Source organism: Njordella calcicola (assembly GCF_056494125.1).
In genome coordinates this window covers 3,199,933-3,215,896 of record NZ_CM151396.1, presented here as the reverse complement: position 1 = coordinate 3,215,896, position 15,964 = coordinate 3,199,933, and the positions used below count along the sequence as shown (strand labels likewise).

The 15,964-nt window shown below is 54.0% G+C and carries 14 protein-coding genes; 5 read left to right on the top strand and 9 right to left on the bottom strand.

What is annotated here, in order from left to right; genetic code table 11:
* Positions 1 to 105 precede the first annotated feature (105 nt).
* The 5 genes from pglZ to SH302x_RS12225 all read left to right on the top strand — a co-directional run bounded on the left by pglZ (position 106) and on the right by SH302x_RS12225 (position 8,906).
* Positions 106 to 2,448, top strand: coding sequence for a BREX-1 system phosphatase PglZ type B (pglZ, locus tag SH302x_RS12245; protein ID WP_479368971.1), 2,343 nt, complete (start codon positions 106 to 108; stop codon positions 2,446 to 2,448).
* Positions 2,449 to 2,454: 6 nt separating this feature from the next.
* Positions 2,455 to 4,521 carry a BREX system Lon protease-like protein BrxL gene (gene brxL, locus SH302x_RS12240; protein ID WP_479368970.1) on the top strand — a complete coding sequence of 689 codons (2,067 nt, stop codon included), beginning with the start codon at positions 2,455 to 2,457 and terminating at the stop codon, positions 4,519 to 4,521.
* Positions 4,522 to 4,614: 93 nt separating this feature from the next.
* On the top strand, positions 4,615 to 6,798 hold the full coding sequence (locus SH302x_RS12235; protein WP_479368969.1) for a GmrSD restriction endonuclease domain-containing protein: 2,184 nt from the start codon (positions 4,615 to 4,617) through the stop codon (positions 6,796 to 6,798).
* 63 nt (positions 6,799 to 6,861) lie between these two features.
* On the top strand, positions 6,862 to 7,086 hold the full coding sequence (locus tag SH302x_RS12230; protein WP_479368968.1) for a hypothetical protein: 225 nt from the start codon (positions 6,862 to 6,864) through the stop codon (positions 7,084 to 7,086).
* Positions 7,083 to 8,906 (top strand): hypothetical protein, encoded by a 1,824-nt coding sequence (locus SH302x_RS12225; RefSeq protein ID WP_479368967.1) that lies wholly within the window; start codon positions 7,083 to 7,085, stop codon positions 8,904 to 8,906. Before SH302x_RS12230 ends, SH302x_RS12225 begins: the two co-directional genes overlap by 4 nt.
* Positions 8,907 to 9,105: 199 nt before the next feature.
* On the opposite strand, the gene SH302x_RS12220 is transcribed toward SH302x_RS12225, so the two are convergent.
* From SH302x_RS12220 to SH302x_RS12180, 9 genes are read right to left on the bottom strand one after another with little or no spacing between them, the layout of a single operon-like run.
* Positions 9,106 to 9,468, bottom strand: a complete 363-nt coding sequence (locus tag SH302x_RS12220; protein WP_479368966.1) for a hypothetical protein — start codon at positions 9,466 to 9,468, stop codon at positions 9,106 to 9,108.
* Positions 9,465 to 10,277, bottom strand: a complete 813-nt coding sequence (locus SH302x_RS12215) for a radical SAM protein (protein WP_479368965.1) — start codon at positions 10,275 to 10,277, stop codon at positions 9,465 to 9,467. Before SH302x_RS12215 ends, SH302x_RS12220 begins: the two co-directional genes overlap by 4 nt.
* Positions 10,249 to 11,268 carry a hypothetical protein gene (locus SH302x_RS12210; RefSeq protein ID WP_479368964.1) on the bottom strand — a complete coding sequence of 340 codons (1,020 nt, stop codon included), beginning with the start codon at positions 11,266 to 11,268 and terminating at the stop codon, positions 10,249 to 10,251. The genes SH302x_RS12215 and SH302x_RS12210 overlap by 29 nt, the downstream gene beginning before the upstream one ends.
* Positions 11,265 to 11,993, bottom strand: a complete 729-nt coding sequence (locus SH302x_RS12205; protein WP_479368963.1) for a glycosyltransferase family 2 protein — start codon at positions 11,991 to 11,993, stop codon at positions 11,265 to 11,267. Before SH302x_RS12205 ends, SH302x_RS12210 begins: the two co-directional genes overlap by 4 nt.
* Positions 11,986 to 12,741 carry a glycosyltransferase family 2 protein gene (locus SH302x_RS12200; RefSeq protein ID WP_479368962.1) on the bottom strand — a complete coding sequence of 252 codons (756 nt, stop codon included), beginning with the start codon at positions 12,739 to 12,741 and terminating at the stop codon, positions 11,986 to 11,988. Before SH302x_RS12200 ends, SH302x_RS12205 begins: the two co-directional genes overlap by 8 nt.
* Positions 12,742 to 12,744: 3 nt before the next feature.
* Positions 12,745 to 13,182: a hypothetical protein gene (locus tag SH302x_RS12195; protein ID WP_479368961.1), complete on the bottom strand. Its 438-nt coding sequence runs from the start codon at positions 13,180 to 13,182 to the stop codon at positions 12,745 to 12,747.
* Positions 13,183 to 13,187: 5 nt separating this feature from the next.
* Complete coding sequence (locus SH302x_RS12190; protein WP_479368960.1) at positions 13,188 to 14,558, bottom strand: glycosyltransferase family 25 protein; 1,371 nt, start codon at positions 14,556 to 14,558, stop codon at positions 13,188 to 13,190.
* Entirely contained in the window at positions 14,536 to 15,108 is a 573-nt protein-coding gene (locus tag SH302x_RS12185) for a hypothetical protein (protein WP_479368959.1), read from the bottom strand. Before SH302x_RS12185 ends, SH302x_RS12190 begins: the two co-directional genes overlap by 23 nt.
* Positions 15,105 to 15,848 carry a hypothetical protein gene (locus SH302x_RS12180; protein WP_479368958.1) on the bottom strand — a complete coding sequence of 248 codons (744 nt, stop codon included), beginning with the start codon at positions 15,846 to 15,848 and terminating at the stop codon, positions 15,105 to 15,107. Before SH302x_RS12180 ends, SH302x_RS12185 begins: the two co-directional genes overlap by 4 nt.
* Positions 15,849 to 15,964: the final 116 nt, after the last annotated feature.

Below are 15,964 nucleotides of genomic sequence, written 5' to 3'. Positions count from 1 at the left end.
AATTCCGCTTTCTTTTCGTTTCCCCCGGTGTTTCACGGTGTTTCCGAAGCAAAATTGCCGCAATCGCGGTCGATTTTGCCGTATTTCGCTTGCCGGAGGAGCCCAATGACACTTCTCGATTCAGTCATCAAAGGCCTAGACGCCTCGACGCGTTGCGCCAGCAGTGAAGTTGCTCCAACGGCAGTTCTTTGGACTGACCACAAGAGCGAATGGTTGCCATTGCTGGAACAGTTGAAAGCCCGCTTGCCACAGTTATTGGTGCTCGGTGAATACGCGCTAGATACCCGAACCGGTCCAGCGATCTGGCTGAAGTGCGCGATGCAGAGCGTGTTGCCGGAGGTTGACTTTCCAAAGGGGAAGACACCGATTCTGTACCTGCCTGGTGTTAGCCGACAGGAACTGCGCGCTGGAACGCAGTGCCCCTGGGAACTGCAGCCTTTGGTAGAACTGCTGTACCGAGGAACGGTCTGGGCACAGAAGAACGGTCGTGACTGGACGGTCGAAGCGATGCTGGTATCCAAAGAAAGCCCGGCATTGGGCTTGGATGTGTCGGGGACTGCTAACACGAAACTGTCGATGATGGCATCGCTGGCGGTTCTGGCGATCACGCCCGTCACAAAGCTGGAAGGACGAAGACTGGAGGCTGAGGACTTTGATCGATTGATGATCGGCGATCACCCTCGCGACTTGCTGCGCTGGATGAGCAATCCACAAGAAGTGCGAGCCGAGATGGACGAGGGCAAGTGGCACGCGTTCTGTAATCGCTGTCGTGACGAGTACGGCTTTGATCCCAACACCGATGGCGAGATCGTGGCCGGCGAGAAGCTGGGGCTGCAGGAGACGAGTAGCTGGGAGACTTTGTGGTCTCGGTTCCGAGAAGCGCCGGCAACCTATAGCGGCGTCGCCACGACGCTGCGCAAAGCGAAGCCTCAATCGCGTTTGCGGTTCGATCGTGAGTATTGGCCGGATGAGAATGAGCAGGATGAAGATGCTCTGCGAAAGGCATTGCTTGACCTTGCCACCGTCGACCAGGGAAGTGCTAGAACTGAAATCGCCAAGCTGGAACAGCATCATGGAGTGAGACGCAGTTGGGTGTGGGCAAAGCTGGGGCAAGCGCCGATGGCGTGTGCGCTGGAGTTCTTGGTTGGACTAGCCAATCGAACGGCATCCCATCTCGGCGGCGACTCAATTGCTGATTTGGAAAAGCAGTATGTCCAAGGTGGTTATCTCGCTGACGACTTTGCTTTGAAGGCGCTGGCGTCGGTAAAGACGAAAGCGGATTGCGATGCGATCGAAGCGGCTGTGAGAGCGTTGTACCTGCCGTGGTTGGAACATGCTGCGGAACGTTTCCAGGATTGCGTTCAGAAAGAGTCTTGGCCCAACAGGGCGTCTAGCAACCGACCACCGACGGTTAAGGCCGAGGTTGGGACTTGCCTGCTGTTCGCCGATGGCCTGCGTTACGACCTGGCAGTGCGATTGACGGAGTTGCTGCGCGAGCGTGGTTACACGACGGATGAGAACCGGCGATGGGCGGCGCTGCCTTCGGTAACGGCTACTGCGAAACCAGCCGTCTCTCCGATCGCCGAGAAGCTGGAGGGACGCGGACTGCCGGATTCGTTTACGCCAGAGATCGTTGATGCGGGCGAGAGTAAGCCGCTGACACATGCACGCTTGCAATCCCTGCTCAAGACAGAGGGTTACCAGATCATCTCAGCTAGTGAGGTTGGCGACCCAGCGAAGCCGAAAGCACGTGGCTGGGTAGAAACGGGTGAGATCGACAAGCGTGGTCATGATTTGCAGATCAAGCTCGCTTCATTGGTTGCGGGCCAGGTGGAAGCGCTGGCAGATCGCATCGTCGAGTTGCTGGACGCGGGCTGGTGCAAGGTTCGAGTGGTCACCGATCACGGTTGGCTGCTGATGCCTGGCGGCTTGCCTAAGCAGGAGCTGCCGTCGTTCTTGACCGAAGCCAAGTGGTCGCGATGTGCGACGATTAAAGGCGAATCAAAACCGGATGTGGATCGGCATGCCTGGTATTGGAATCCGCAGGCTGAATTCGCCAGTGCTTCAGGAATCAAATGTTTTTCAGCAGGGCATTGTTACCAGCATGGCGGAGTGAGTCTGCAGGAGTGCTTGGTGGCAGACATCTTGGTTTCGCCCGACGTTCAGGTAACTGCTCAGGCGGCGAACATTGCCAAGGTTGATTGGAAGGGACTGAAGTGTCGCATCACGGTCGAGCCAGTTGTGTCAGGATTGCAGGTTGACTTAAGAAACAAGCCAAACGATCCGACAACTTCGATCACCAGTGGCGGGAAGGCCCTTGACGGAAATGGAACGGTCACGCTGTTTGTTGAGGATGAAGATCTTGAGGGCTCCGTGGTAGCTGCGGTCGTATGCAGCGAAGCCGGCCAAGTACTTGCAAAACAAAGCACCACGGTTGGTGGTGAATAGGAATAAATGATGATTACATCGAACCTCCAAATGGACGATCTAGATCGAAAGTCAGCTTCGGTCTTCGACGGGTACCTGGTCCGAAAGGACTTGGTTCGCAAATATGCGAGACAATATCCGATCCCAACTTATGTGGTTGAGTTTCTTCTTGGGCGATACTGTGCCACGGTCGATGAGGCCGAGATTGCCGAAGGTCTAGAGATTGTCGAGAAGCAGCTTCAGAACCGAACTGTAAAGACTGGCCAGGAAGAAGTTTTCATCAAGCAAGCTCGCGATAAGGGCTCTGTTAAGCTGATCGATATCGTTCGAGCAAAACTCGACACCAGGACAGATACTTACTCTGTCGAGATCCCGAGCCTGGCCATTAAGGAAGCGTCAATAGAAGACAGCTTGGTCGATGATCACGAACGCATGTTGACCGATGGTTTTTATGCGGAGATCACGCTCGAGTACGACTCGGTCATCGCGCAGGAGAAGAACGGTAAGCCGTTTCGTATTTCCAGCCTGCGTCCGATTCAGATGTCAAAGTCGGGCATTCTGGATGTGTTGCGACGCGGACGTGCGGAGTACTCGACTTCGGAATGGATCGACTTCCTGGTTCGATCGATTGGCTTGGAACCGACAGAGCTTTCCGAACGTGCGAAATATGTCGTGCTGCTGCGAATCGTTCCCTTTGTGGAACGCAATTACAACATGGTCGAGCTTGGCCCACGCGGAACAGGCAAGAGCCACTTGTTCCAGCAGATTTCTCCTTACTCGCACTTGATTTCCGGTGGTAAGGCGACTGTCGCGAAGATGTTCGTGAACAATTCCAACGGTCAACGCGGGTTGGTATGCCAATACGACGTGGTGTGCTTCGACGAAGTATCTGGCGTCTCCTTCGACCAGAAGGATGGGGTCAACATCATGAAAGGTTACATGGCATCGGGTGAATTCAGCCGAGGCAAAGAGAGTATACGCGCCGAGGGCGGCATCGTGATGGTCGGGAACTTTGATGTCGATGTCGAGCAACAACAAAGGATCGGTCACCTGCTGAGTCCGCTGCCTCCTGAGATGCGAGATGACACAGCTTTTCATGATCGTATTCACGCGTACGTGCCAGGCTGGGACTTTCCGAAGCTCAATCCCAACCAGCATCTCACGAATCACTTTGGCTTGGTAAGCGACTTCTTGAGCGAGTGCTGGACGAATCTTCGGATGTCGAGCCGAGTGTCGACGCTTCAGAATCGCGTGTTCTTTGGTGGCGCACTCAGCGGCCGCGATATCGAGGCATGTAACAAGACGATCAGCGGATTGATCAAGCTGCTGTACCCAGATCCCGCGATGGAGATCTCTGATGATGAGCTTGAGCGAATCGTTCGGATTGCACTCGAGTCCCGCCGACGAGTTAAAGAGCAGCAGAAGAAGTGTCTCAAGAGCGAGTTCCGCAACACGCACTTCAGCTTCACGATGGGTGTCGATGGCGTCGAGCAATTCGTATCAACACCCGAGTTGCACAGCGATGCCGCGATCGACGGCGATCCACTGCCTCCAGGCCAAGTTTGGGCCATCAGCCCCGGCTCTGGCGAAGCGGGCCCCGGGCTCTATCGCTTGGAGGTCACATCGGGTCCAGGAGGCGGCGTTCGAATCCTCAACACGCCAACGCCCCCATCCTTCCGCGAGAGCGTAAAGATCGGCGAACAGAACCTCTACACGCAAAGCAAGGCACTGGTTGGTGATCGTGACCCTCGTTCGCACGAGTTTTCGATCCAGATGCGAGCGATGGACAATGACCACAGCGGGACGGGGCTGGGCTTGCCCGTGCTCGTCGCCTTGTCGAGCTCTCTTCTCGAGCGCAGTACCAAGGGTGGCATGATCATCGTCGGTTCGCTGAACCTCGGTGGATCTGTCGAGATGATTCCCAATCCCGTCGCCATCGCCGAAGTCGCCATCGAAAAGCAAGCCACCACACTCCTCATGCCCGTCGCCGCCCGTCGTCTTCTGAACGACCTACCCGACGAACTCTGGACCAAGATCAGCATCGAGTTCTACAAGGACGCACAAGACGCGTTCTTCAAGTGCTTGATGGATTAAGAGAGACATGTATCGCCTGCAGGTGATTGAAGTGTCTTACGGCCACACAGTTCCCGACAGCAAAACGCAAATTGACATCAAAAGGTCGCCGGCATGGAAACTCAAGTTCGAACACCACAGCTTATCTTTATGCAACCGCAAAGGTTGACTGTTCCTTTGTTTCAACGTCCATACGTTTGGAATGAAGAGAATCAATGGGAGCCATTGTGGAATGACATTATTCGGATGACCGAGCGATTGTTGGCAGCACCCAATGCGAAACACCATCCGCATTTCCTCGGAGCCGTGGTCTTGCAGCAGGTTTCAAACTCTGCTGGAACCATGCAGGAACGCACCATCATCGACGGTCAGCAACGGCTAACTACGCTTCAGTTGATGTTTGATGCGCTGCATGCCGAACTGGTGGCAGCAGGTGCTACTGCTGCGTCAATGCGATTAGAAACGCTCGTAATCAACGCGGCCCCTTTTTGCTCACAACCCGAAGACCGCTTCAAGGTGTGGCCCACTAATCGCGACCGACCAGCATTCAACGCAGTCATGTCAGCGGCTGAGCCAGTCGATTATGAAGCCGTTGGTTTTACCGAAGAACGCATGGTTCAAGCTCATCGCTACTTTTCGGATCAAGCCCGAGAATGGCTAAACTTCGATGGAGCGGAGAAAGTACAAACGAGAGCAAGTGCGATTGAAACGGTTGTACGAGAACTGCTCCAAGTCGTTGTGATTGACCTTGGAGCCGACGAAAACGCTCAGGAGATTTTTGAAACGCTAAACGCCCGCGGTGCACAGCTTACTGCTGCTGACCTAATTAAAAACTTCATCTTTCAGCGGCTACTGGAATCGGGTGCGGACGTCGAGGCCGCATACCAGAAGTATTGGAAAGAATTTGAGTCTGCTTTCTGGGAGCTGGAAATCAGCGTGGGGCGTATGCGTTACCCTCGCTCATCGATCTTCCTCAATCATTGGCTGGTAGCCCAAACAGGCGAGGAAGTTGTTGCAAGGGAAGTTTTCACGCGATTCAAACGATTCGTGTTAGACGCCGGACTGCCGATGGAGACTTTGCTGAAGCAGTTGAATCGCGCATCGAAAGTTTATAAGGACTTCGTGATGGGCGGTGGGGCTGAGGGAAGTGCGATCGATCGCCTTGGCTTGTTTGCCTATCGCACCGGCGTCCTTGAGAGTGAAGTCGTAAAGCCGCTACTTCTTTTCTTGCTAGATCCCGAGCTTCCATCGATACCAAAGGAGCAGTTTGACAAAGCACTTGGCGTGATCGAAAGCTGGATGGTTCGCAGAATGCTCGTGCGAGCAACCACGAAGGGTTACAACCAAATCTTCGCAGAGCTTATACGCTTCCTTCGCGGTAAGGACCGTTCGGACGTTGGGAACCTGATTGAAGAGTTCTTCACGAGTCAATCCACCGGTAGCCGCTATTGGCCCGACGATAATGAAATCCGAGAAGAACTGCGTATTCTTCCAGCCTATCGCCGCCTCGGGCGCGGGCGATTACGCATGGTGATCGAGGCCATTGAAGACCATATGCGAGGCTGGATTGGTAGCAAAGCCAGCCTAAGCGAACAGCGTGTAATGCGAGGGAAGCTTGCCATTGAGCATGTGATGCCTAGAAAGTGGCAAACGCATTGGCCTCTTCCCGAGGGCACTCGAGCAGAGGGCGAACGCGAAGCCTTGTTGCACACGCTTGGTAATCTAACGCTGCTTACATCACGTTTGAACTCGAAGGTATCGAATGGCCCTTGGAATGGAGATGCCGGCAAGAGGCAGGCGTTGGAAAACCATTGTGTACTGTTTCTCAACCGGAAACTTAAAGATCTTGCAGCGGATGACTGGACCGAAGCCAAGATTCGATCGCGTACAGACTCGCTCAGCAAGTTGATTATCGACATCTGGCCAGTTCCCGAGGGGCACAAGTCGGCGTTCAATGCGGAGAAGGTTCGGCCAAGCCATCGCGTCGACTTGAGCGATCTGATAAGTGCTGGCTGCCTTCACGTTGGTATGACGTTGACTCCGCGCCGGAAGAAGTTCATGTCAAAAACTGCAACGTTGCTCGGAGACGGACGTGTGGATATCGAAGGCGTTGTGTATTCATCGGTTTCAGAAGCTGCCAAGACACTCACCGGAGCTTCCGTGAGCGGCTGGTGGTTCTTCCTAGTTGATAAACAAGCGAAGAAATCACTGAGGGATGTGCGAATCGAATATCTGGAGTCAATCGCGGCCGAGTCAGATGTAGATGATGATGAGACCGATGATGATGACGATGATTGATTGTAGTTTTTTTCGGCTGTGGTACGTAAGTCTTTCAAGTATCTGAAACTAGTGGAACAACTTGTGAATCCAATTGATGCATCCAAATCGATCGAAGAGAAGCTGACGGCAGCCAGCGGAAAGTCCGTATTGATGCAGCGAGATCCAAGCTGTTCTGGTCATGCGTCGATCAAGATCGCATCGGACGATGCTCCCGCGCACGTCCTGAGGTACAAACCAGAGCTCGAATCTGAGCTACCGTACCTGTCGGCTTTCCAACGAGTGAGCACTTGCCAACTAATCCCATGAAGTTTTTCAGACGCAATTCATCACAAACATCTCCACCCTTGGACTTGGATGCAAACTCCGCATTGGAGCCATCCGCCGAGCCTAGCAGTGCCCCCATGCAACCGTCGTCCGCACCAACCGATGACAGCGTCGATCAAACTTCGATTCCCATTATTTCGCCAGTGTCGCCATTTCTGTGGCCCGAGACGCGGGTGCTCAACCAATCACACCGTTACATCAATGCCCCTGTATTTGGTGCCGAGATAGTCGAGGCCAAGACAATTTTCGGTGTCGTTCATAACCTCACAATTGAAGGTGTTAACTGGATCGTTGGAGCTCTAGGCGACTATGAAGAGCGATCAGTGTGCTTGATCCTTGCAATCTATCCTGCCTGTGCGACCAATAGCGAGGTTCTACGCTCACTCTTACAGCATTGCGACCGGTTCAGCCATAGACTAAAAGTTCGCTTGAAACCGATGCCGCGAGGTGAAGACCGAGTGGCCACCAACCTGTGCATCGTTTCCAAGACCGGATCAAGCAAAATGGTCGTTTTGCCCAGTGGTAATTTTTCGCTGCGGCCGGTATCGCCTGACTTCCTGCACCTTTGCTTTTCAACCGACACCGCGCTGCACCATCAGTTCACGTCCTGGTTCGATTATCAATGGGCGATCGGTAATCCGCTCGATGCAGCCAGTGCGAACGTACCCGACCTGGTACCCGCCGTCGGTGATCCCGAAGCCGATCGGCAATGGCAGGTTTACCTGGCTCGGCTAAGCCAACAACAATCCAACGAAGGCAACAGGCAAACCATCACCGTCGATTCAGAAACTGGTGACATCGTGGATGCCGAAGGCAACCGGATCGAATCTGTACTGGATCAAGCCAAGGTTCCCCGTCCAAGCATTGCGATGGTGCAAGTTGGCAAAGTTCTGCACCAGGGATCGCTGGCGACTATCGACAATTCGTCACGAGTCGGGCCACTTGACTGCCCCATCAGTGCCGAGCTCTTCGGTGTAGATGCGGACCGTCGTACCGGGACCGTTTCGAGAGAAACTAAATTTCGAGTGTCCGCGATTGACGAGAAGACGCTTAAAAAGCTGGAGTCGTTTCGCAAGCGAACCCGTGAACTTCTCAACAAAATGAGCTATCCTTTGGCAGACGGTGCGCGTTGGGTACCGCATACGGCCCGTCCACTTTTGGAACAAGAACTTCAGCGTGTCAACGAGGAAGGCAAGAAACTTCTAGGAGACACTGTAGGGGAAGACGTGCACGCTTTTGTCGAATCCAAACGGCAAGACGTCGCAGTTGATGCTCAGAAGCAATATGCCGAAATGCATGCTGGCAAAACTATCCCCAAAGAAACGGTCGACAAGATCCTCGAAGAGTTAAAGAACCGCCTACGACGTGCCACCGGCGGTAAATTGCTGCCGATGCTTTCCTTCCTGGACGTGCGGATCGCTACCGCACCGGATTCCGATTGGTCGACCCAGGCGTCCCAGGCATTTCGATTTCTGGTGCATGTCGCCAAGTACCCTCGCGATTGCTTAACGGACTCATTCTTCATGCGTGGATTACGAGTCGATCAAAAAGAGCTGATGTTGGCGATGAATGTCGTTGATGATTCGCTCGTGAAGTTGTTCGCCAGCGATGGCAGCGGGATCGACTTGGCCCACGAACAGAACCGTTGGATTGAACGCATTCAAACTGCGGACAGTGACGACATTCTCAAATGCGACGCCCTGTACCGCATGATGCAGGGTGGTGATGAAAAACAAATTCAAAAAGTCCTCGCTAGTGGCGAGGCCACCGGACTGCCAACGAACACAGACGAATCTCGGTAGATTTGCTACCCAAATCTGCAGATCGATTTGCAGTTGCCAAACTGGCTCCGCACCTGGAATGGTTGCACGATGACAAAACCCGCGAGCCGGAAATGCGACCCGCGGGTGTTAGGTTTAAAATATACGACAGTTGGACCGGAGTCCAACACGCGTTTAGTGTCCGATCGCTTCGACTTCAGCAACGAATCTAAAGCAATCATCACGGAGCGATCACTGGATACGGTGGCATCCCTGGGTAATAGTGACCTGGATGGCCGTCGGGCAGATTGTCTGGGTAGTGATAACCTGGTGGCAGGTGATAGGGATGATCTGGCGGGAGCCGCGGCCAGATGATGTTGGGTAGTGGTGGCGGCGCTTCAATAACCACTGGCTCATCCGGTGGAGGCGGCCAAGGCCAATCCTCGGGCCACCATGGTGGACGTGGCCCCGAGTCTTCACTTGATGATCCTTCATCGTCTCCTTCAGAACTCTCCGGTGGAATGTATGGCGGCTCTTCACTTGGTGGATCGAATGGTGGAATGAATGGGTACGGTGGCATCTTGGGTTTAAACTTATCAATCATTGCAAGTTGCTCCTCTGCAAGGGACTGGGATGACGAAACGCGACGCGTCTACTAGGACACAACGCGCACTGGGGAATCGATTTGGTTTCGAGGAATAAGCGAAGCTCGTCGTCACTCGCTGTTGGCGGGCAGGCTTCGTAATCACGGAACAAATCCCACTCCGAAATCGATTCGAGGCGGGCTTTTGTCTCTAGCTGTGGCCAATATGCGAGTGCAGGACATTTAGCGAGGCAGCCATTCACAAGCTGGGTGCATGTTCGCTGCATACAGACGCGATATGCGGCGTTTGGCTTGGAATTGAACGGCATCGGCTTGCCATCGATGACGTCGTATTGCCGCATCCAGCCCTTGTGCGACTTGCGAATGTTGATGCGAAGCTTCGGATACTGCTTACGCCAACTCCACACGATCGCTTTCACGTCGCGGAATCGTTCGAGGTAGTCTTGATGCGTACCATGTTGGCTGATTTCAAGTTGGCACTCTGTTTCAGCGAGGACCTTTGGCAACTCAGGGAAGCGGTGCAGAAAGAATCCATTGGTCACCAACATCAATTCACTGTCGTACCAGTGTTGTCGAGCGAGTTGAATGTGTTCCAAAATCGCAGGGTTGAGGAGTGGCTCACCGCCGAGTAGCGCGAATCGAGCAGGCTTAAGTCGATGCGACCATTGGGAGTACTCGGACTCAGCGTCTGCGAGCGTTGGCAACTTGCCGGCCAAGTGAAAATTGCTGTAGTGGCTACACTGCTGACAGGACAGGTTGCAACCATGAGCAACGTGGTACTCAAGAGCAGGCAAGCTGAAACGTTGCATCGTCGCCCTCCTTGATCCGAAGTTTGAAACGTCGTGCATTCACGCCAAGGCGGATCAGAAACCGAGTTAGCACTAAATGCGATGAAAACGTTTCATCCAAGCTCGTCAGTCTTTCGTCGTAAACTGTCAGCTCATCGGACCACGTTCCTGAAACGATCAGTTTCGGATAAACAGCCAGAAGATTCGCCGCTAGATCTGGTCGAAGGATTGAGCCAATGTCGTAGCTCGCTGGTGGATCGTCTTTCCACTCGTTTATCAGTTCGATCGATTGACGGTTTACAGGAAATGGCAACTCGGGTGGACTGCTTCGTTGCCAGCGACATCGATCAAGGTGCGGTTTACTGGGACCGATGAAGTGGTAAACAAAGGACTGCATCACAGGATTGGTTGCCCACTCGGGCGTTTGCAACATGCTGACGTTAAAGTCAGGCGGCAGGAAAGTGATCAAATCAGCGTGATCGTTCCACAGTTGATTGATGATCAGCGACTCGTCGGTTGCTTGGTCGTTAGCACCGAAGGTGACGATCAAGTACTGGATGATTCGCTCGAACATGCGAGCAAACGTTTCGGTGTCATAAAGATAAAGTCCGCCGTTTGGATGCATCCAAGTTGGCGCGGGGTTGAGCCGACAACGTTTGGCCCAAATCTCGTGCGCTGTCTTTTGCCACCCGCCGTTGTCGATTCGGTTTTGGGCGCACTGCCGTTCTGCAACTATTGCGAATTGGCCAGGTTGAGCCAACTCGAACGGCGATGGGCAGTCGCTGCGAATCACCATGTCATTGTCGATCTGCAGGACATGCGACGGACCGAACCGCTTTGCAACATCACCACAGACGAACATCTTTTGCCAAAACGGATGGCACGGTTGCAGAGGACGTCGAATCCAATGCAGTTCCGAGTTCCAACGCTCGGCAGCAGCCTCGACACTCTCTCGTACCGTCGGCACCGCACGGCGCGGTGGCAGATCCAGAATTGCGATGACTCGTTTCATTTCCAAAGTACCTTCCTTAATCCGTGTTTACGAAGTGCAGCTCTTAAGAACATTGGCCGATGTCGCTTGTAGGCCGGCGGATCAACGTGGATGTGCGGGAATACATGGTCCATCGCCACGCCAACCCTGACGCCGGCAACCTTGGCTCGCCAGAAGAAGTCCCAGTGCTCATCGACCTTGAGATCTTCATCCCAGCGAATCGCCTGCAAGATGTCGCGATGGGCAACGAAGCAGTTACAAACGAATGCACACTCGGCAATGTCACCAACGCGCCGATATTCGCCACGAGGAATGTGAAGCACTCCACCTGATGAATTGAGCAGTCTGGGCGTTCCATCTGGATTCGGACGATGGGGCTGCTTACTAAGTGTTGCCAATAGATCGAGACGACTCGATTCGAACTTCCGGACGAGATCATTCAGCCGAGTCTGTGGACCAACCACGTGATCATCATCAGAGAAGATCACCATGGGGGTCTGGGCGACTTCGACTAGGCGATTGCGACCAGCCGATAAGCCGATGTCGTATTCGGTTTCGATCAGTCGATCGACCATCGCTGCTTCGTCACGACAGGTCAGCGAGAATCGCAGTTCAGGTTTCCCGTCGTCGAGGACGTAGATCAACGGACGATCGTCGCCACAGTGTTCGTAAATGCTACGCACCAGAGTCGCGCAGCATTGAGGGCGATGGATTGTCTTGATGCAGAATGTGACACGATCACGCATGGACGATACCTCCTCCTGGATAGCGCAGTGAATCAAAGCCGTGCTTACGAAGCCCCAGTCGGCGGAACTTGGGCCGGGCTCGCAGTGCTCCGTAAGGCTTGGCTGCCACGTGGTCGTGGACTACCGAGCAATCGAGTGCCACGGCGATTTGAAGATGTTCGATATGAGAAGCTCGATAGAAGAACTCCCAGTGCTCGTAGGTTTTGATCTCGTCATCCCAGCGAACGCGGGCGATCGTGTCGCGACGCGCGAGGAACGCGTTGCTAACCATGTCGCACCAACACGTTTCGCCGATGCGTTTGTGCTCGCCTCGATGCATCCAGATGCGGCTGCCATTCATCAGCGGGCTGAACAGCATTGGACGGCCACCCGCGCCCTGACGCACAGCCAAAATGTCGAGGCCGTACTCCATGAACCGCTGGTAGACTCGGTCAAGATGCAGATCTGGAGTTACGATCTGGTCATCGTCGAGCAGAAAGATGAACTCGGTTTCTGCCGCGTCGATTGCTGTATTGCGTCCAATGCCGACACCCACATCGTGCTGCTGGAGATCAATCACTTTGCAGTGTTTGGCGGTCTCGGGATACTTGCGCGAGAACCAGTGTTCGGGCAGTCCGTCGTCAACGACGACGATCTTGGGCTCGCCGAACTCCTTTCGAAGCGACTGGACGAGTCGATGGCATGCCCAAGGCCGATGAATGGTCTTAATGCAAAAGGTAATGTCTTGAATGGGTACAGTTGCTTCCATGTTTCACCACGCGTTAAGAAGTTTGCGAGCAAGTTTGATGGCATGGCGATAGTCTTTGAGACGCTTCGCGCTGCGTTTGATGTGCATGATTGAATTCAGTGGAGCGACGTTGCCGTAAAACGAGATCAGCGAGTTGTCGAAGGCCTTCTCAAAGTCCTCTGTCGTGCAGCCCATGACTTCACGCATCACATCCAGTGGTGGCGAGCAGGCAATGCGAGTCGATGCACGCAGGCCACCGGCTCCATCAGGCTCACCTCGCTTCCATGGTTTTCGTAGCGAGCCAGCGGCCACATCGACAGCGGCTTGCCACTCGTCATCGGAGAGGTTGGGATCAAGCCCAATGTCGAGATCGCCTTCTTCCCAATCGATCCCATGCAATCTCAGTGCGCCGGAGCCGATGATGAGGTATCGATGTCGAATCTTGGCAAGGACGTCTTCCACGGGTGTCATCCGAACTTCCTCAACTCCGGGTTCACGTGTGCGATTGCCGAATCGATCTCTTCGGCAGTGGGCTCAATGCCGAGGAACGCGATCAGTTCATTGATCGCCGTTTCGGGATCTTCCGTTAGCTTGGCGAAGTTGATCCGGTGGACGGGAACTTCGGGATGTTCTTGGATAAACCTTTCGCGATGTTCCAGAAGCGAATGCTGGAGTTTGTCGCAGGCGTCATCGCCGGCTGCGAACCATTGGCCTGGATGTCGGCTACTTCGATCTTGAAGCGAACGAATCGACGCTTCGATTGGGCGATCCACAGCGATGATTCGCAGTGAGTTACCAAGAGCCTCGTGGAGATGATTTGCGAATCGGCAGAGATGCGGATACTTACCGCCAGCCACGGTTCGATCACGAATGGCTTCTGCCTTCCGCGTTACGATCCAGGCCTTCAGTTGCTTGGCAAGCTGACCGTCAGGGATCTTTGGATCGATCGCTGGGAATCGCATCGCCTTTTCACAGAGGTTCGCAAGCCCGATTGCCTCGCCTCCTCCGGTTGCTTCGTAGCCACCGAGTTCGTTGCCCATATGAACGCCCAAATGATGCATGACCATTGCGACGCAACTTGTGCCACTGCGATGAGGCCCGAGGACGGCGAAGAACGGAGCGTCGCTATGGTCGGCATTCTTGGCATCGTTGAAGAATCGGGTTTGGGTCCACTTGCGACCGCAGATGTTCGATTTGGTCGGCAACTGGCCGACGAGCCAACGATCGGGCGTGTAGACAGGGATCGATTCTTTCTCGACGTTCTTGCCTTGAACCAGGGCTTCATAGCGCCGCTGAGTCAATCTGCCCAGGTGATGATCGATGTGATGCTTCAGATGCCAGTCATTCCAGTTCAGGTGACGATACAAAGCCTTCATCGTTGAGCGACCGCGAACCATAAAGGCATGCGTACGATTGACGTTGTAAGGTCGGTACACGCGGTCGCTGATCTTCTTGGGCGGATGCTTGGCAGCGTAGAGGTGTTGGCCTCCGAGATAAGCTAGTCCCCAGTCTTCAGGAAGTTCGCGAACGTATGCCTCGAGGTGTTCAACGAAGTCGGGAACGAAGCCTGCGTCATCTTCGAAGACCACGTACGAATCTATGCCTTCCAGCAGGCACTTTTCGAGGATCAGCAAGTGCGACCGGTAGCAGCCCCAGGCACCATTGCCGGCGCGCCACTGCTCGGGCGTCGAAAGCTTGCGACCATCGATGGCTGCGAATCGCTCGACGTCTGGGAATGGCCATGGCTGCGGTAGTTGCTGCATCCATTCGCGCAGACGGTCATCGCGTCGATCGAGATTCATGAGGAAGCAACGTTCAACGATCTTCTTCGTCGGCATCGAAATCGTCTTCGTTGGGCTCGGGTGCACCGTCTGGGAACTTACGTTCGAACCGGCGGATGGCAGTGAGCACGAGTGACTTGGCGATGGTTCTAGTAAACTTTCCATGGGGTAATCCTCTGAGTTGGGCTTCTTCCAAAAGCCATTCGATAATGGTGTCGAGATTCGTACGGCATCCTTCCACGCCCCAATCATTCATGGTCTCGGCGCGGGTCTCACACTTGCAGGTGTCGCTGGGTCTGGCGAACCAAGCGAGCATCTTGCGAAGTTCGTTACCTGGCCCAGGCCTATAGGCCGCGATTCGTAGAGTCGCGGGTTCTTCCTGATTAGGCAGGTAGCTCTTCAGCAGTGTTTTGAGTTCGTCGACGTTTTGATTGCGCCGACGCTTGTTGACGATGGCCATACCGATCGTCACAAGATTGACCGCCTGTGGATTCGAAGACTCAGAACACGCATGGCAGCCAGTCGATGACGCCTGGACGGCGCAGTCAGCGAGATGACTGGCAACCTGGCATCGGTTGTCGTTAGTGAGATTGGGGCAATGGATCATTGGTCGCTCCCGGGTGGATAAGGGAGGCGATGTCGCAACCTATTCAAGTTGCGCCGGCCGTAGTAATCAGCGAGAAGTGCAAGTGAGTGTTGGTTCTCGTCTCGCGTCCATCGTGTTGTGTGACAGTGATGAAAGAACAATCGATTAGCGACGTACCAGGCGGGAATCTTATGGACGAGAAAATGGAGCGGTAACCAGTAGTCCCAGCCAGGCTTGCCCATCAGAAGCCAATCAAGCTTCGGCAAGTCAGCGGTCATCGATGGCGTGACATAGAAGGCATCGAAACCCCAGACCTCGCGTTTTACGATTCCGTTACGAACGTTGCTGCGTATCCCCACTAACGCATGCACTTCATCGATTTGATTGATCAAATCCTCCTGCTCACCTTCAATGACGATGTCGGAGTTCAAAAGCAGAATGGGCTTGTTGAAGAGTCTTGCAATTTGAAGAAGGTCCCATATCTTCTGCCTTCCCGCGTGTTCATGATGGCCGGGCAATTCAATCCACTGATTCACCATCGGATACTGCTCTCGAAGTAGATGGACTTCGTCACAGGTGTTGACGGCAAGAATGGTTAGTCCAAAGCGAGTCCATGATTGCAACGCTCTTTGTTGTCGTTTGTGGTCGTGGTGGTGAGGTGACACTGAAGTCACGGCTACGAATGAAGTGATGGGTGGATAAACGCCTGGATTCAACACCGGCGGATATTTGGCAGGTTTGGCAAGTGAATAGTCGATCATGCTGCCACCTCCACAACTTCCCCATCGAATCCACCAGAGCCACTTGGTGGTTCACCAACTTCAGGACAATCGCTTTCAAGTAGCTGCCAGCCGCACGACCAAATCCAAGTTGAATT

Excerpts from the sequence above, each read along its gene's own strand:
- SH302x_RS12215 (WP_479368965.1), bottom strand. The coding sequence starts at position 10,277 with ATGCAACGTTTCAGCTTGCCTGCTCTTGAGTACCACGTTGCTCATGGT.
- SH302x_RS12220 (WP_479368966.1), bottom strand. The coding sequence starts at position 9,468 with ATGATTGATAAGTTTAAACCCAAGATGCCACCGTACCCATTCATTCCA.
- SH302x_RS12185 (WP_479368959.1), bottom strand. The coding sequence starts at position 15,108 with ATGATCCATTGCCCCAATCTCACTAACGACAACCGATGCCAGGTTGCC.
- pglZ (WP_479368971.1), top strand. The coding sequence starts at position 106 with ATGACACTTCTCGATTCAGTCATCAAAGGCCTAGACGCCTCGACGCGT.
- brxL (WP_479368970.1), top strand. The coding sequence starts at position 2,455 with ATGATGATTACATCGAACCTCCAAATGGACGATCTAGATCGAAAGTCA.
- SH302x_RS12210 (WP_479368964.1), bottom strand. The coding sequence starts at position 11,268 with ATGAAACGAGTCATCGCAATTCTGGATCTGCCACCGCGCCGTGCGGTG.
- SH302x_RS12225 (WP_479368967.1), top strand. The coding sequence starts at position 7,083 with ATGAAGTTTTTCAGACGCAATTCATCACAAACATCTCCACCCTTGGAC.
- SH302x_RS12180 (WP_479368958.1), bottom strand. The coding sequence starts at position 15,848 with ATGATCGACTATTCACTTGCCAAACCTGCCAAATATCCGCCGGTGTTG.
- SH302x_RS12205 (WP_479368963.1), bottom strand. The coding sequence starts at position 11,993 with ATGCGTGATCGTGTCACATTCTGCATCAAGACAATCCATCGCCCTCAA.
- SH302x_RS12200 (WP_479368962.1), bottom strand. The coding sequence starts at position 12,741 with ATGGAAGCAACTGTACCCATTCAAGACATTACCTTTTGCATTAAGACC.
- SH302x_RS12235 (WP_479368969.1), top strand. The coding sequence starts at position 4,615 with ATGGAAACTCAAGTTCGAACACCACAGCTTATCTTTATGCAACCGCAA.
- SH302x_RS12190 (WP_479368960.1), bottom strand. The coding sequence starts at position 14,558 with ATGCCGACGAAGAAGATCGTTGAACGTTGCTTCCTCATGAATCTCGAT.